Source organism: Sinosporangium siamense (genome assembly GCF_016863435.1).
GTDB lineage: Bacteria > Actinomycetota > Actinomycetes > Streptosporangiales > Streptosporangiaceae > Sinosporangium > Sinosporangium siamense.
Genome location: NZ_BOOW01000013.1, coordinates 1 through 15,040, shown reverse-complemented (window position 1 = coordinate 15,040; position 15,040 = coordinate 1). Strand labels below are relative to the sequence as shown.

The window sequence follows — 15,040 nt, the reverse complement described above, 5'->3', positions numbered from 1 at the left end:
CGCGGGCGGAGCGACGCGCGGAACGCGACGTGGGCGAGGTCCTGCATGGGCAAGGTTTCTTCCGGCAAGGTTCACAGCGGCATTCCCGGCAGGACCTTCCGCAACTGGGCCGGCAATCAGCGCACAACCGCCGCCGAGGTCCGGACGCCCCGATCGGCCGCCGACGTGGCTCGCGCCGTACTCGACGGCGCCGCCGCCGGCAGGCGCGTGCGCATGGCCGGCAGCGGCCACTCCTTCACGGGGGCGGCCCTCACCGACGGCCTGCTGCTGCGGCCCGACGGCCTTACCGGTGTGCGCGCCGCGGGCGACACATGGGTGACGGCCGGGGCGGGCACGACGGTGCACGACCTCAACCTCGAACTCGACCGGCGCGGGCTGGCCCTGGCCAACATGGGCGACATCACCGCCCAGACCGTCTCGGGCGCCATCCAGACCGGCACCCACGGCTCCGGGCGAAGTAGCGGCGGCCTCGCCGACCAGGTGCTTTCCCTGGAGATGGTGCTCGCTTCCGGCGAGATCGTCACCGTGGGCGCGGACGACACCGGCGAGAAGCGCGACCTGTTCGACGCCGCCCGCGTCGGCCTGGGCGCGCTCGGGGTGCTCACCGCCGTGACGTTCCGGGTGGAACCCGCCTTCCTGCTCCACTGCGTCCGGCGGCCGATGGCGCTCACCGAGATCCTGGACTCGCTCGACAACCTGACGGACGAGAACGACCACCTCGATTTCCACTGGATGCCTCACACCGATGTGTGCCTGGTCAAACTGGGCAACCGTACGGCGAGGCCCGCGTCGCCGCCGAGCGCCTTCCGGCGCTGGCTGGACGAGCGGTTCCTGGAGAACACGCTGTTCGGCTTCGCCTGCGCCGTGGGCGCCCGCCATCCCCCGGCCATCCCGTCGATCAACGCGATCGCGGCGCGGCTGCTCTCGGAGTCGTCGCACGTGGACGCCTCGCACAAGGTGTTCGCGACGCTCAGGGAGGTGCGGTTCCTCGAAACCGAGTACGCCGTGCCGCGCGAGCACCTCGGCCGCGCCCTGCGCGAGCTGCGCGACTTCATCGACCGCGCCGGCCTTCGGGTGAGCTTCCCTGTCGAGGTGCGTGTGGCGCCGCCGAGCGACGCGTGGTTGTCGACGGCGTACGGCAGAGCCACCGCCTACATCGCCTGCCACGTCTACTGGCGCTCACCCGATCCGGGCTATTTCGCGGGGGTGGAGGAGATCATGACCGGGCTGGGCGGGCGGCCTCACTGGGGCAAGCTTCACAACCAGCACTCGACCTACCTCGGCCAGGTATATCCACGTTTGGCGGATTTTATTGCGCTCCGCGAAAGACTTGACCCTGACAGACTGTTTATGAACGACTATCTGGAAGGCGTACTCGGCTGAGCACGCCGACCGGACCGGACCCTGACATACGCGAAGTGCTGGGCGGTGCGGGTGCCGCTGGGGGAGAATCCGTCGAGGAGCCTCACCCCCGGCGTCCCGCCACTGATCTATAGTCAACCTCAATGCCGCATACTGTGACCGGCGTCACATCGTCCTCGGCCCCCTCCGGGAAGGCGATGTTCGGACATGCCGGGTACGGTGCTGGAAGGCAACCGGCACACGCGAGAGACTCAAGGGTCCGGGGGAAGAACAAGCAGGACGACGAAGGGACTCGCATGCAGGAGCTCCGACTCGTCGCGGTGAGCGAAGACGGCACATACCTCGTGCTGGCCACAGCCGGCCGGGGCACGCGGTTCACGCTCCCCGTGGACGACCGGCTCCGAGCTGCTGTCCGCGGCAACTTCTCCCGTCTCGGCCAGTACGAGATCGAAGTGGAGAGTCCGTTGCGTCCCAAGGAGATCCAGGCGCGGATCCGCGCGGGGGAGACCGCGGAGGAGATCGCCATGACGGCGGGAATCCCGGTCGAGCGCGTCCGCTGGTTCGAGGGGCCGGTGCTGCAGGAGCGGGAATACATGGCCCAGCAGGCACAGCGCTGCGCCGTCAGGCTCCCGGGCGACACCTCTCCCGGCCCGATCCTCGGCGACCTCGTGGCCGAACGGCTCAGCCGCCGCGGCGTGCCCGCCGACGAGATCGACTGGGACTCCGCCAAGCGCGACGACGGCCTGTGGCGCGTCAAGCTCGGCTTCGTGTGGAACGGCCACACTCGAAACGCCGAATGGCTTTTCGACCCGCGCCGCCGCCACATCAGCCCCAACGACGACGAAGCGATGCGCCTGTCGGCGTCCGAATACGTCGAGCCCGCCCCCGACACCACGGTCACGCCTTTCGTGCCGCGTGTCGCCAAGCTCCAGCCCGTGCCGCCGCTCGCGCCGCCGGTCCCCTTCCCCTCGGTGATCCGGCACGACCCGCCCGCCATGCGCCTGGAGGCCGAGCACATCGGCCATCCGCGCCAGCTTGAGCAGCCCCCGCTACGCCGCGAGACCCCCGGGCCCACTTGGGCCGATCCCGCCGCGCCCAAGATCATACCGCCGGACGACGAGCCGGGCACCGTGCCCGCGGCACGCCTCAGCGACGAGGGGCCCGCCGGTCCGTCCCGTGGCATCATGCAGAACCTCCCCCCCGCGACAGCGCACACCACACCCGCCACGGCGGAGGGGGACCACGACATGGGCGACAGCACAGCCCGCACCGCATTCCCACACGGCGACACGCCTGCGATCGGCACCCCGACGGCCCAGCCTCCGTACGGCACAGCCCCGACACCGCCCGTCACCCGCCCGTCGCCCCCACCGGCGAGCGACTTCCACACGCGCTCCGCCGCACCGGTGAGCGACACGGCGAGCCCGGCCATCGGTGGCGCCCGGCCCGCCGCGCCGCTGCACGACAATCCGGCGCACGGTTTCACCGCGGGCAGGTCGCCATACGACAGTCCGGCCGCCCGCCCGGCTGCGCCCTCGGCCTCCGACAGGTTCGGCGCACGATCCGACGAGGCGGCGGGTGGACACGGCTCCGCCCCCACGCCCCTGTACGGCACCCCGGCACACGGCCCCGCCGCGGACGCGAACCGGCCCACACCGCTGTACGACAGCCCGACCGGCCCCGCCGCCCACCCTGCCCGGCCGGACAACGTCCCAGCGGGCGGTCCTGCCCCCGAGACGCCCGCCCACGACACCGACCCCCCTGCCGGCGGCCCCGAGGATGTACGGCAGAGCCAGCCCGAGGCCGGCCGCGCGCCACTCGGCGAGGCTTCGGCTCCCGTCACACCTTCGGTGAGTTCGCCGAAGGACGATGTGGCAGCCTCCGCCGAGCCGCATGTGCAGCAGAGTGCCTCGGCGCCGACCACAGCCTCACCAGGAACCGCCTCGCCCGCGCCTGCCGCGTCCACCGCGGACTCGCCCGCCATCGTTCCACCCGCCGCGACCTCGCCTTCCGCAGGGCCTTCCGCAGCCGTCGCGCCCCCTGCGGATTCTCCCGTCATGGCCTCGCCCGCCGCGGGTCCGCCCAGCGAGGTCTCGCCCACCGCGGAGCCCACCGCGAGTTCTCCCGGTACGGCCTCGCCCGCCGCGAGTTCTGCCGACACGGCCTCGCCCGCCGCGGGTCCGCCCAGCGGGGTCTCGCCCACCGCGGAGCCCGCCGCGAGTTCTGCCAGTACGGCCTCGCCAGCCGCGGAGTCCGCCGCAGACGTTCCGCCTCTGGCGGCCTCGCCCGGCATGGCGCCGTCCGCCGACGCCACGCCCGCTGCGGCCCAGGATGTCGCCGCCTCCCCCACAGACGTCATCCCGGCTGCAACCAAGGAGGTTCCGGCCTCTTCCGGCGAGGTCGCCACCGCTTCAGGCGCCGGCGAGGTGGACTCGCAGTCCGCCAAGGACGCCTCTGACGCGGCCGCCGTCCCGGCAGACGCCGCCCAGGCGGAAGCCGCCCAGGCCGCCGCGCCTCCCGCCGCCACCATGCCCGCCACCCCCGCGCCCGCTGCCACCACACCCGCCACTCCGGCCGGTGACCAGGCCGGCGACAAGGCTTCCGCCGTACCCGCAGCCGAGGAAACGCCTGCCGCCGAGCCCGCGCAGAAGGCGGGTGACGCTGTGGAGAGCCCGCAGGAGCCGGCCGCGGCGGCGGCCAAGGCCGAACCCAAGCCGGACCCGGCACCTGCCGCTCCCGCCAAGCCGGCGCCGGGCAAGCAGGCGGCCGAGAAGGGCGGCAAGGGCAAGGCGGCGGCCGACAAGACCTCGGAGCCCCCGCAGGCTCCCCCGGCGCCCGCTCAGCCGACCCGCCCCGCCCGGAGGTCGCGTGGCCGCCGCGCGTCCGTGCCGAGCTGGGACGAGATCATGTTCGGCGCCCGCCGCCAGGACTGACGGCCCGCGCTCGCGGGCTCCCACACCGCTCTCCGGCCGGCCAGACCCACTCTGGTCGGCCCCTCGGTGTGCGCCGCGCCTCGCAGGCACCGGCCTTTTTATCGTCCGGGGACCGGCCGAAAAGAATTACGGCCGGACAGGGCAAACCATTTTTGTCTAACAACTAATTCCGGTCTCAACGCGAGTTCGGCCGCTGTTTATCACTGGGCGGCACAGAGGACGGAACAGCGGCCAGGCAGGTCATTATGGCTTGACGCCGCCCGGCCACAGGACGGACAAGAACAAAAGTTCGTTCACCCTAGGTGACCGAGCGGTTACCTACTTTAACTCTCGAATAATGTCAACGATTGTGTTCGCCCTCTTGCTGTGTTGCTATCTATGAGGAGCATCCGTCCAAATAGTCGGAATGTAACACGGGGCGAGCTTTCTCAACGTGCTTCCACCGATCGCGCGGAGAACAAACAAACCCGTACGACCGCCGATATCGATGGGGCACATATGCGGCCAGGGCCGGGCAGCCGTTTCCTCATCAAACGCCTTGGCCTGCGGCCGGCGAGTTCACAGACCTCGCCCTGCACATTCGCGACGTACCAGCCAAGGGGTGAGTCATGAGTACGATTCAGCCGGTCGGAGAGCTGCGAATACGCCGTGCGGGCGATTTCGCGGAGTTCTCCGGCCGATCCGGAGGCGAGAAGAGCGCAGCGGCCTCCGTGTCCACCGTCACAAGATACGCTCCCGGATTTGTCCTGCAAATTCAGATCGATTCGCCGTCCCTCGCCGACCTCGTCGCCAGATACGGCGCCGCGAAAGCCAAGGCCGCTCCCGCCGCCGCCGCGGGCGCCGGTCTTCCGCCGGACGCGCAGCGACCGCCCGACCGGGCCATGATGCCCGCCGCTCCGGGCGGCTCCTACAAGGCCGGCGACATCGTCGTGTGCTCCCACCCCGACGGCAGTGTCCCGGCCAAGCCCCAGATCGCCGCGTTCCTCGCCGACGTCGACGGCATTCAGCCCGCCAACCCCGTCATCGGCCGTGTGGAGGACCTGGCCGCACTGCGCAGGCTCGCCGACGCGGTCGCGCAGCAGCCGGTGAGCAATGAACTGCTCACGCGGCTCTTCACGACGACCGTCGTCGTCTAGGGGGACCGGCCCGGGATGTATTTCCTGCTTGGCATGCTGGTCTGCGCACCGCTGATCGCCTCGGCCGTGGGCAAGGGCTGGGATCTGGTCTGGGCGGAGAAACGCCGCTCCGTCATCCCGGCCTCTCTCGACCACGGTCTCACCGTGATACATGCGATCCTCTGTACGGCGTTCGTGCTCTCTCCCGCCCCCGTCGTTCTTTATGCGGTCGCGGCGGTGTATGCGGTCATGGGGGCCGGGGTGCTGTGGCTGCGCGTGCAGCGGGGCCGGGCGGACTGCGGGTGCTGGGGCAGATCCCGGTCGGGGCGGCTCGGCTACGGGCTCGCCGCGGCGGATCTCGGCCTCGCCGTCCTCGCCGCCGCCGTCGCCGCGATGTTCGCAGAGCCCGCCCTTCCACCGCTCACCGTGCGGTTGTTCGGCTTCGCCACGGCGCTGATCCTCGCACTCTTCGCCATGGTGATCCTCCCCGCCTACCTGCCGCTTTTGAAGCGCTATCGGGAGCTGGCCGCCCGCTACCGGCCCTGGCTGGAGGACTTCCCGGATCTCCGTGCCCCCTCCTAAGCCGCCGACCCGCAAAAGAAAGGCTTGAGGATGTCGGTTGCCATAGTGGTGATTGTCGCCGTGTGCCTGGCCGTCACGCTTCTCAACTTGATCTTGACGGCGGTGCTGTTCCGGCAGCTCGGCGTGTTCGTGCTGGGAACCTCACGGGGCGCCAACGACAGCGGCATCTCGGTGGGCCGGCGCCTTCCCCGGCTCGACCTGGTCGACGCGCGCTCGAACGCGAGCGTCGACGTGCACACCCGCGAGCCCAAGCTGCTGTTCTTCGGTTCCACCGCGTGCAGCGAATGCTCGCTCATCTACCCGGACATCAAATATGTCGAGGACCACTACGACATTCAGGTGGTCAATCTGCTGTTCGGCAAGGACATCGCCGACGTCACCGCCTACGCCCAGCGCTTCGGCGTCAAGGGGCCCGTCGTGTTCGCCAATGAGGAGATCGGCCAGGCGTATGACGTCGAGGTCAGCCCCTTCGCCTTCGTCGTCGACCACCGCGGCCTCGTGGCCGCCAAGGGACTGATGAACACCCGCACCCAACTGATCAAGATGCTCGCCCCTGTCCGGAGCGTCGAATTCGCAGAGGAGCACAAGGATGAAATCCACGTTATCGCGTGACGAGAAGTTCCAGTTGGGGACGGCGAAGGCCGCGCGGCGATTCGGGCGCCGCGGGTTCCTCGGGAAGACGGGAGCGTTCGCCGCCGCGGTGGCGGGCGTCGTCGTCGGAGTGGACGTCCGCCCGGCGCTGGCCCACGGCACCTGCTACCCGCCTCAAAGCACCTATTGCTCGGGATGCGCCGCCGACTCCAGTTGCCCCAGCGGTTTCGCGACCTGCACGCCAACCTACGACCGCGGCTGCGGGCAGTGCCCCTACAGCAGCGGGTGGTGGTATACGGGCACCGCTCCCAACCGGCACCGCTGCCGCGACTGCATTTCCAGTATCTTCGGCCCTATCCCGTGCACGGGGGCCTACCACTGCGGCTGCAAATCCACCATTCACTACTGAAAACCAAATGATATATATCTCGGTCATCCTCGCCGGTGTCGCAGGAGTGCTCTCATTCGGCACCTCTTGAGGCCTCAACGCGGCCGGCACGCTGTATGCGTCGCCCAGGGGCTGGATTTCAAATTTCGTTCGCGGACTGGCCGCCGGCGCGGGCATGCTGGCTGTCGTCGTCCTCGCGCTCAGTGTTTCCTCGTGGTTGCTCCCGGTGGAATCCGGGGTGCGCCAGGTGGTTATCACGGCGGTGGTGGCGGCCTTCGCGATCAGCGAACTCCTGGGAGGCATATGGCACCGTAAAATGTCGTTGCGCTGGCTCGTCCCGACCGAACTCGTGAACAGCAACGATTCGGTGGCGGCGACACGGTGGGGACGCTCACTGGGATTTGGTTTTCTGACCGACGCCCCCTACGGGGTGTTTCACGTGGCTCTGGCGATTCCGGTGATAGCCGGCAGTGTCGGAGGAAGTCTTGCGGCGGTCGGTGCATTCGCCTCCGCGCGTGCTCTGCCGTACCTGATCAAGCCGATCGGCAGCAATGCATCAGAGATCGCAGACTATGCGGTCAAAGGCCGAAGTATACTGTTCCGTGCTGCACGCTTTACGTCCTTCCTGTCACTCGCAGCCACACTCGTCTGGATGCTTCAGTGAAACGCATGACAAGGACAATGGCCGTTGCGCTCGCGGCAACGGCCATCACCTCGTGCCAGTCCTCCCCGCCCCCGCAGGGTGAGGCCGCCAAGGCGGCGCCGGTGAAACACCCGCCGAGCGGCCCCCCTGTCGTCACCGGCGGCCAATGCCCGGTGACCCGCACCGTGACCCGGCCGACCACACTGACAGGAGACCTGCTGGGCGACGGCCCCGCACGCCCCTTCATGCCGCCGACGCTGCGTTACGACGAGCTCGGCAGCGAATTCGGCGGCGACGGCTGGGGCGGTGCGAAGGTGCCGTGGTTCACCCAGCCGGACATCACCACTCCCATCACCATCAGAGGCATACGCCTTGACGGTGAAGGCGGGGTCGCTTTCAGGAGCGGGGGGGCGAAGGCGCCGCTCGACAAGCTCGTCATCGCCCCCGACCCGACGGCCAAGGACTGGCGCGACCACCCCGGATTCGTCCTGCTGAAAACGCCGGGCTGCTACGCCTTCCAGATCGACACGGCCTCAAGCACCACCTATATCGTCTTCAAAGCCGAGGGCCCGGTAATCGCCTGAGCCCCGGCGCCCGAACCGAACAGGGGCTAGGCCCCCTTCTCCTCCCCCGGCTGGGTGAGGAGGAACGGCCTGATCCAGTCGGGTGTGACGTCCGCCGCGAAGGCGACGCCGTCGTCGGTGGCCACGTCGCGGGCGGCGTAGCCGCCGGTGCCCGCGCCGACGCCCGCGGTGACGGTGAGCAGGCCCGAGCGGCGCTGGGTCCACGACTGGCTGAGGGTCCAGCCGACGATGGCACGCTTCTCGATGACGGCCTGGGAGCGCCGCAGCGAACCGGAGCGCACCGAGATGCGCACACCGTCGTAGGTGTGGCCCAGAGAACGATAGTGGTCAAGCCCCAAAGGAACGCCGAGTACGGCGAAGCCCAGGGCGACGCCCGCCGCGGTCCACCACGGCCAGCCGCCGACGGTGAGGGCGATCCAGCCGGGCACAAGCGCGGCGACCAGCCACGGCACGATCGCGCGCACCAGGGCACGCCGCCGGGCGGCGGGCGGATGGGGGCGCAGGGGCGAGGAGAAGGGGGTGACCGCCTCGGCGGTGATCTCCCAGGCGTGGGATTTCGGCACGACGGGCAAGAGCTGGCCGCGTGTCTGCGAGTTGCCGAGCCCCGTCACGATGGCCCACACGCGGGCGACCTTGCCGATCCGCTCGGTCGGGGAGTCGACGATCTCGTAGCCGCGCACGCGGCGGCGCTCCAGCGAGACACTGCGGCGAGTGGTGAGGCCGCGTTCGGCGACGAGGTGGTCTCCCCGGGCGAGCAGGGTGAACTGCCAGTTGAACAGGGCGTACATCACGCCGCCCACCACCGGCATCGCGAGCACGAGAAGCAGGATGACCGCAGCGAGCAGGACGGGCCGGTCGAGCAGCCACAGTCCGGCGTCGCGGGCGATCCGCACAAGCCCGGCGTCGCCCTCCTCCTTGCCGAGGCCGATCTCACGGCCCCAGTTGAAGAACAGGCCGACAGCGGCGCCGATCACGGCGAACGGCGTGAGCACATAGGCGCCGGACAACGGACCGTAGCGGAGCCACCGCCGCGGCACCCGGCTGAACACCCGCTCCTGCGGCCTGTCGGGGGTTTTCGTCTCGCCGCCGTCCGCCGGCTGTTCCCGCGGGGGTACGGTGACCGCCGTCGCATCGGCCTCCGGAGCGGGGGCCGAGCGGGAACGCCGCATGAGGAGGGTCTTGAGGCGGGCGGCCTCCTCCTTGGTGATGCCGCTGAGTTCGCCCTCCTCCTCGTCGCCGCCGGTGGCTCCGGTGTCGATGCGCAGGACGACGAGCCCGAGGAGGCGGTGCAGGGGCGGGGTGGAGATGTCCACGCCGCGGATCCGGTCAAGCGGGATGGTCCGTACGGATCTCCCGATGAGCGATTTCGTCAGCTCAAGCCGGTCGCCGATGATCTGGTAGCGGAAGGTGAACCACTGCACCACCGCGAACACCACCGCGCCGCCCACGCCGACCGCCGCCCACACGATGGACGTCGGGGAGAAACCGCCCACGAACAGCACACCGGCCAGCGGCAGGATGAGCGCGCGCAGGTTGCGCACGGGGTCGATCAGCATCATCAGCGGGCTGACGCGCGAGGGCTCCGGCGGCGGCTCGGCATACTCCGGCCAACCCTGGGGTGTGCCGTCGGGTCCGGGAAGTTCGTCCCACTGGTGTGGCGGCACCTCGGGACCGGGCACCTCAGGCCCGGACACCGGTCCCGAAGGCGCGGGTCCGGCGCCATGGCCGAACCCCTCGGGTGCCGCCGGGCGCGCTCCCTGGCCGGACGCCGCGGGGGACTCAGGGGACGCGGGATGGTGGGGATGCGGGCGGGTGCCCGATCCCGGCTGCTCCTCGGTCACGTGGCATCGTCCCTGAGGGCCTCGGCGCGCTGGGCGAGGGTGCCCGCCAGAGCGGCGGCCACGTCGTAGTCGAGCCCCTTGATCGAGGACGACCCGGCGTGTGACGCCGTGCGTATCTCCACGGTGGCGAGCCCGAACATGCGCTCCATGACGCCCTGCTCCTTGTCGACCGTCTGGATACGGCTGACCGGCACGAAGACCCACTTCCTGTCGATCCATCCCGACCGCGCGTAGACCACGTCGTCGGCGAGCTCCCACCGGTGCACGGCATAGCGTCTGACGGGCTCCAGCACGCCGAGCGGCCCGAAGACGACGGCGGTGACGACCGGCAGCCAGCCGATCCACCCGGGCACCCAGGGCCAATCCGTGCTCCCCAGCCATTGGGCCAGGAGAAACGAGCCTCCGACCATGAGCACGAATCCAATGAGCGATTCGAGCAGCCACAGCTTGATGGCGTTCTTGGAGACCCGGTTGATGGGATCGCGGAGCGGTGCGGTCACCTGCCCAGCCTAGCCCGGTTTCGACCGTATATATCTAGCGCGGAGGTGTGCTCCCTCAGACAACTTGTATACACAATGACGGCACCTACCTTCGGGATATATGTGCAGGTCAAAGCATATGTGCTGATCGTTTATAACAGATCTGCCAGCGTTCTGTCAGTGCCCTCCACCGCCTCTCAGCGCTCCCTCAGCGCCCTGTCAGCGCCCCCCGCGACGCTGGAGGCGAACGGAGGGCGGACATGACCACCACGCGATATGCGATCCAGGCGGAGGGCCTGGCGAAACACTATGGGGAGACCAAGGCGCTCGACGGAGTCGACCTCGCGGTGCCGCAGGGCCGGCTGCTCGGGGTGCTCGGTCCCAACGGCGCGGGCAAGCCGACAATCGGATTGTGACACTCTTGACACCAATGTGGCTGCGGCATGGGCCGAGCGTTGATCCATCGTGAGCCGATGTCTGTCTACTGCTCGGTTAGCCTGGGATCATCGCCAACCGCGAGAGGGTGATGCACCATCGCAGACAACCACGGAATCGGTGATCGTCTACGTGAGTTGCGCAAACGGCGTGGGCTGACTCAGGAAGAACTTGCGCATGCGTCGAACCTGAGCCTTCAAGTGGTGAAGAAGATCGAGCGCGGCGGAAGCGCAAGACTGGAAACGCTTCACCAACTTGCCCGCACTCTTGACGTGGTGACCCTCACCTTCGTTGGGTCGACCTCACCTGAGCCAAAGGAAGACAACGACGTCGCTGTTCTAGCCGATCTACGGTCCGCGATAACTCCTCCCGTGGGACTTACCGGGCGGCCGATCTACGGGTCGAGTGACGGCGACGATCTCGACCTGGAGCGCTTGCTGAGGGCGGTGAAGCTGGCCGAGGGCGCATACCGAACCAACCGCTATGACGACCTAGCGAGCTTTCTTCCAGCGCTTATCCGCTCTGCACATCATCACGTGGACGGCTATGCAAGCAATCAGTCTCACCGGGACGCCCTGAGGTTACGCGCGGACGTAGTGGGACTGGCAGGCCGCTACCTGATTCAGATCAGAGCCCACGACCTAGCACTGGTTGCCCTTCACGCGTCACTACGCGATGCACTGGACATCGAGGACGCCACACGAGCGGCAGCAGCAGTGAGCGGGCAAGCCCATGCGATGCTACGGCAAGGGCGATTCCATGAGGTCGAACGGTTGTGTTCCGAGACTGCGGCGCAACTCGAACCGCAGTTGTCCAAGGCCACGCCTGGTCAGTTGTCGGCCTGGGGATGGATGCTCCTAAGGGCAAGTGCTGCGGCGGCAAGGAACAACCGTCCAAAGGAAGCGATGGAGTATCAGGGCATTGCCGCCGCCGCTGCCGCACCGCTGCGACACGAGCATGCCACCGTGGATCAGAAGACGTTCGGACCGACGACGGTCGCGCTGAAGACCATCGAGAATGCACTGGTTTCGGGCGCTCCTGACAAGGCGCTTGCTCTCTCGTCCACGTTGAGTCGCACTGACGATCTCACCAATGAGGAGTGGGACCGTCATCTCTTGGATAGGGCGCGGGCTAGTGTGCAGACCGGGGACTCTGAGGCGGCGACAGAGCTACTCGTGGAACTTCGGCGACGTAGCCCCCAATGGTTGCGATATCAACAACCTGCACGTGACACCTTGCGAGAAATCCTCGCCACTCGAAATCGACGGCTCACCGAACAACAGCGGATACTCGCCGACCACATGAAGATCACAGACTAAGGGCTACGAAACGTAGCCCCTCATCATGCGCAGCACGGTCAAAGGGCCGTGCTGCGTTTCTGTTGTGCTCGGCTGGCCCCATCTATCGTCGCCGTAGTCGTGTCTGACGAGGTGATGATGAGGCCAGAGCGATTGCGAGCGGAGAGCCTGCACGGTCCATGGCCAACCCCAATCGAAGAGCTAGGGGCGGAGTTTGGCGATACCTGGGAGATCTGGCGCGAAGTGGATCCGGCGGGGCGACATGGTGATTGGTTCGCTCGCCGACTCGACGGCCTAGGAGAGACCCTCAGCGCTTCCGATGCGGACTCGTTAAGAGATCACATCTCCCAAGCCAATAGACGTGCTGTGCGTCAAACCCTAGAGGACACACAAAAACCCTACGCAGAAATGGTGCTGCCGGAAACAGACACCAAGCAGCAAGCCTAAGACGTTAGCGGGCCCGCCGAACGATGGCACTCGAAACGACGGACCCTTGATCGCACGTAGGACTTAATGGAGGTGCGACCCATGCCCAAGCTTAGGGCTGGTTCAGAGACCCCTGTGCCGCAATCGCCCCTGAGTGATACGTGGGCCGCTTTAGCGGTCTATGCCGAGGCGCTGCGCCGGTGGCAGGTTCCCGTCCGTCTGGACGGTTCGGGGGACTGCCTGTGGGTGTATTCGCTGCTCTCGGGATCCCCGGAAGGCGTGGTGACCCTGGTGGCCACCCCCAAGGGTCCGGCCTTTCTCTTCAGCCCGTTCGGTGACCGGTTCGACCGGATGGTGCCTGTGTGGCTACTGCCGGTGCTCACGGCGTTCGATCCGATCAGCGTGCCCGGTGTCCTCCCCTACGGTCGGGGGTCGCTGTGAACGCTGTCACGGACTTGTTCACCGAGGTCCGGCCCGTCCTGGCCAATGCGGGGCTTTACCCGGTACTGAGGGAGGGGCCGCCGCGACTGGTCGGTGTCGACGAGCACGGCTGGGAACGCATCATCGTTGAGGGTCCGGCTGATGAGTTCGACCGGTACACCGCCGAGATCCCCGCGCGGGGGATCTTGCTCCCTCTCACAGTGGAGCAGATCGCCGATGCGCTGCGCCCCTCGAACTGGGGCGGGTGACCGTGGCTGAGACGCCGGACGCCTACTCGTGCCACCGACAGGCGGGGCAGCGGTGCAACTGCGATGCTAGGCCGCTGCCCGGACATTACGAGCCGGAGGTGGCGGCGCTCGCCGGTCTTGGACGCCTCCTGGCTGAGCGGGGCGCGGTGTGCGAGCTTGACCAGGGTGAACCACTACCTGCCATGTTCGGTCGGGCCTCGCACGTCTGCCGGATACCACAGCTCACCGTGTGGGACCGGGGAGGGCTCCGCCTCGCCACCCTGAAGACTTTCGTGGAAGACCCGCAAAGCGTGGGCCTCCTCAATGTCTTCTGGATGGCCACCAAGGAAAGTGGCTTCGTCTCGCTCGCCGATGACGGGGAACTTGACGAGCTGCTGCGGCGCTTGGGCTCTGCTGCCACCGCCTGTGTGCGGGCGGCTGAGGAGAGCCGGGAGGTCGCGATGCTGAGGGAGCGGTTCACCCTCCGCTGGGAGCAGGGCCGGTTGCCGGGGCACCGCAACGGCATGCTCGGGTCTGTCTGGGCGATGACGGTCAACGAGTTCCGGCGGCGCTTGGCGGGTGAGGTGACGTTGTCCGTGCACCTGCCGGGTCCGGAAGGCCGGTGGCCTGATCAGGAACTCGGCTCCGCTGAGGCTGCCCAGGAGCGGGCGGCGGAAGTCGTAACGGTGTTTCTGTGGCGGATGTCGGGCAGCGTGCCGGTCCCGCTGTAGCCGCTGCTCCGCTGTGTCTCCTGACGGCCGGGCAGGGTCTACCCGGCCGTCAGGCTTGCCGGCATTACTCCTTGTAGTGAAAGCACGACTTTCTGTGCGGATCGTCTTTGGAGGTGAACGCGTGAGATTGATCGGACGTGCGGAGTCTCCGCCGGTGAACGGAGCAGCCCTGGGACCTGCACGGGCGGCGATGGATGTGCCGTATGTGCGGATGGGAGCGGTGGCGAGCCTCGTCGCCCGGTCGGACCAGTGGGCTCGGGTCGCTGAGGGCATCCCCGCGCGGATCAACGCTTTGCGCTCGCGGGCGAGTCAGGGCCAAGGCGTGTGGCAGGGCCATTGGTGGTCTGTGGCTGTCCGTCGCGGTGTAGGCGAGCAGGGCCGGGACCGCATGTGGATACGTCACAGGCCGGACTGCCGGGGATGCCTGTCCCCCGGGTCGGCGTGGCTGCGCTCGGGCGCGACGATAGCGCCTGAGGTCGTCGGCGGGGTCGAGGTCGCTGGGTGTCCGGGGATGCTGGTCTGCCTCGTCTGGGAGACGCCTCCCGAACGTGTCAGCCGGTACACCGAACTGGAGACGCAGATGCAAGGGCTGGTCGACCGGGCCAAGGCCGCCCCCGGGGTGTGGCACCTGCTGGTGGAGGGCATGCCTGCCCGCTTCAAGAACTACAGGTCGCGTGTCCGGAACGGTCGGGGGCTTTGGGCCGATCACGCCTGGGAGGTCAAGCAGCTTGCGGCCGGTGACCGGACATCGTCGCTGTATGTACGGCATCGGGAGGACTGCCCGTGTAGCCCGGATGAACTCTGATGAGGTCGTCTCCGCCCGCTGCCGGGACTGCGGGACCTTGAAAGTCCTCTGATCCCGCGCACGGCGCGCATCTTAGCCTGGCCGGAACCTCTGTTCCGGTGCCGTCGTCTGGTGCGCGGCCGAGGCTGCTGTTCTTCTGCGGCGGTTGCCGGTGCCTGG

Annotated in this window: 15 protein-coding genes and 1 pseudogene; 14 read left to right on the top strand and 2 right to left on the bottom strand. The window is 68.3% G+C overall.

Going from position 1 to position 15,040, the window contains the following annotated elements; genetic code table 11:
* The first annotated feature begins 45 nt into the window (after positions 1-45).
* The 8 genes from Ssi02_RS10765 to Ssi02_RS10730 all read left to right on the top strand — a co-directional run bounded on the left by Ssi02_RS10765 (position 46) and on the right by Ssi02_RS10730 (position 8,198).
* Complete coding sequence (locus tag Ssi02_RS10765; protein WP_204024418.1) at positions 46-1,383, top strand: D-arabinono-1,4-lactone oxidase; 1,338 nt, start codon at positions 46-48, stop codon at positions 1,381-1,383.
* A gap of 275 nt (positions 1,384-1,658) precedes the next feature.
* On the top strand, positions 1,659-4,295 hold the full coding sequence (sepH, locus tag Ssi02_RS39595; protein WP_307825633.1) for a septation protein SepH: 2,637 nt from the start codon (positions 1,659-1,661) through the stop codon (positions 4,293-4,295).
* Positions 4,296-4,903: 608 nt separating this feature from the next.
* Positions 4,904-5,431, top strand: a complete 528-nt coding sequence (locus Ssi02_RS10755) for a hypothetical protein (RefSeq protein WP_204024417.1) — start codon at positions 4,904-4,906, stop codon at positions 5,429-5,431.
* A 15-nt stretch (positions 5,432-5,446) separates the two neighbouring features.
* Entirely contained in the window at positions 5,447-5,992 is a 546-nt protein-coding gene (locus tag Ssi02_RS10750) for a MauE/DoxX family redox-associated membrane protein (protein ID WP_204024416.1), read from the top strand.
* A gap of 30 nt (positions 5,993-6,022) precedes the next feature.
* Positions 6,023-6,604 carry a TlpA family protein disulfide reductase gene (locus Ssi02_RS10745; protein WP_204024415.1) on the top strand — a complete coding sequence of 194 codons (582 nt, stop codon included), beginning with the start codon at positions 6,023-6,025 and terminating at the stop codon, positions 6,602-6,604.
* On the top strand, positions 6,582-6,992 hold the full coding sequence (locus tag Ssi02_RS10740; RefSeq protein ID WP_204024414.1) for a hypothetical protein: 411 nt from the start codon (positions 6,582-6,584) through the stop codon (positions 6,990-6,992). Before Ssi02_RS10745 ends, Ssi02_RS10740 begins: the two co-directional genes overlap by 23 nt.
* A gap of 154 nt (positions 6,993-7,146) precedes the next feature.
* Positions 7,147-7,635: a hypothetical protein gene (locus Ssi02_RS10735; RefSeq protein WP_204024413.1), complete on the top strand. Its 489-nt coding sequence runs from the start codon at positions 7,147-7,149 to the stop codon at positions 7,633-7,635.
* 17 nt (positions 7,636-7,652) lie between these two features.
* Complete coding sequence (locus Ssi02_RS10730) at positions 7,653-8,198, top strand: hypothetical protein (RefSeq protein ID WP_204024411.1); 546 nt, start codon at positions 7,653-7,655, stop codon at positions 8,196-8,198.
* A 26-nt stretch (positions 8,199-8,224) separates the two neighbouring features.
* Here Ssi02_RS10730 and Ssi02_RS10725 read toward each other — a convergent pair whose 3' ends face one another.
* Together Ssi02_RS10725 and Ssi02_RS10720 are read right to left on the bottom strand one after the other, a co-directional pair.
* Positions 8,225-10,039, bottom strand: coding sequence for a PH domain-containing protein (locus Ssi02_RS10725; protein ID WP_239128785.1), 1,815 nt, complete (start codon positions 10,037-10,039; stop codon positions 8,225-8,227).
* Positions 10,036-10,539, bottom strand: coding sequence for a PH domain-containing protein (locus Ssi02_RS10720; RefSeq protein ID WP_239128784.1), 504 nt, complete (start codon positions 10,537-10,539; stop codon positions 10,036-10,038). The genes Ssi02_RS10725 and Ssi02_RS10720 overlap by 4 nt, the downstream gene beginning before the upstream one ends.
* Positions 10,540-10,778: 239 nt before the next feature.
* Between Ssi02_RS10720 and Ssi02_RS10715 the strand changes: the two are divergent.
* The 6 genes and pseudogenes from Ssi02_RS10715 to Ssi02_RS10690 all read left to right on the top strand — a co-directional run.
* Positions 10,779-10,922: pseudogene (locus Ssi02_RS10715) on the top strand (daunorubicin/doxorubicin resistance ABC transporter ATP-binding protein DrrA); the annotation flags it as partial.
* Between the two features lie 129 nt (positions 10,923-11,051).
* On the top strand, positions 11,052-12,272 hold the full coding sequence (locus Ssi02_RS10710) for a helix-turn-helix domain-containing protein (protein ID WP_204024673.1): 1,221 nt from the start codon (positions 11,052-11,054) through the stop codon (positions 12,270-12,272).
* Between the two features lie 507 nt (positions 12,273-12,779).
* Entirely contained in the window at positions 12,780-13,118 is a 339-nt protein-coding gene (locus tag Ssi02_RS10705) for a hypothetical protein (protein ID WP_204024409.1), read from the top strand.
* Complete coding sequence (locus Ssi02_RS10700; protein ID WP_204024407.1) at positions 13,115-13,366, top strand: hypothetical protein; 252 nt, start codon at positions 13,115-13,117, stop codon at positions 13,364-13,366. Before Ssi02_RS10705 ends, Ssi02_RS10700 begins: the two co-directional genes overlap by 4 nt.
* A 2-nt stretch (positions 13,367-13,368) precedes the next feature.
* A complete protein-coding gene (locus Ssi02_RS10695) occupies positions 13,369-14,076 on the top strand; it encodes a hypothetical protein (RefSeq protein WP_204024405.1) in 708 nt (235 codons plus the stop codon).
* Between the two features lie 121 nt (positions 14,077-14,197).
* A complete protein-coding gene (locus tag Ssi02_RS10690) occupies positions 14,198-14,881 on the top strand; it encodes a hypothetical protein (RefSeq protein WP_204024403.1) in 684 nt (227 codons plus the stop codon).
* The last annotated feature ends 159 nt before the right edge of the window (positions 14,882-15,040 follow it).

Excerpts from the sequence above, each read along its gene's own strand:
- Ssi02_RS10730 (WP_204024411.1), top strand. The coding sequence starts at position 7,653 with ATGGCCGTTGCGCTCGCGGCAACGGCCATCACCTCGTGCCAGTCCTCC.
- sepH (WP_307825633.1), top strand. The coding sequence starts at position 1,659 with ATGCAGGAGCTCCGACTCGTCGCGGTGAGCGAAGACGGCACATACCTC.
- Ssi02_RS10755 (WP_204024417.1), top strand. The coding sequence starts at position 4,904 with ATGAGTACGATTCAGCCGGTCGGAGAGCTGCGAATACGCCGTGCGGGC.
- Ssi02_RS10740 (WP_204024414.1), top strand. The coding sequence starts at position 6,582 with ATGAAATCCACGTTATCGCGTGACGAGAAGTTCCAGTTGGGGACGGCG.
- Ssi02_RS10750 (WP_204024416.1), top strand. The coding sequence starts at position 5,447 with ATGTATTTCCTGCTTGGCATGCTGGTCTGCGCACCGCTGATCGCCTCG.
- Ssi02_RS10705 (WP_204024409.1), top strand. The coding sequence starts at position 12,780 with ATGCCCAAGCTTAGGGCTGGTTCAGAGACCCCTGTGCCGCAATCGCCC.
- Ssi02_RS10765 (WP_204024418.1), top strand. The coding sequence starts at position 46 with ATGGGCAAGGTTTCTTCCGGCAAGGTTCACAGCGGCATTCCCGGCAGG.
- Ssi02_RS10735 (WP_204024413.1), top strand. The coding sequence starts at position 7,147 with ATGCTGGCTGTCGTCGTCCTCGCGCTCAGTGTTTCCTCGTGGTTGCTC.
- Ssi02_RS10745 (WP_204024415.1), top strand. The coding sequence starts at position 6,023 with ATGTCGGTTGCCATAGTGGTGATTGTCGCCGTGTGCCTGGCCGTCACG.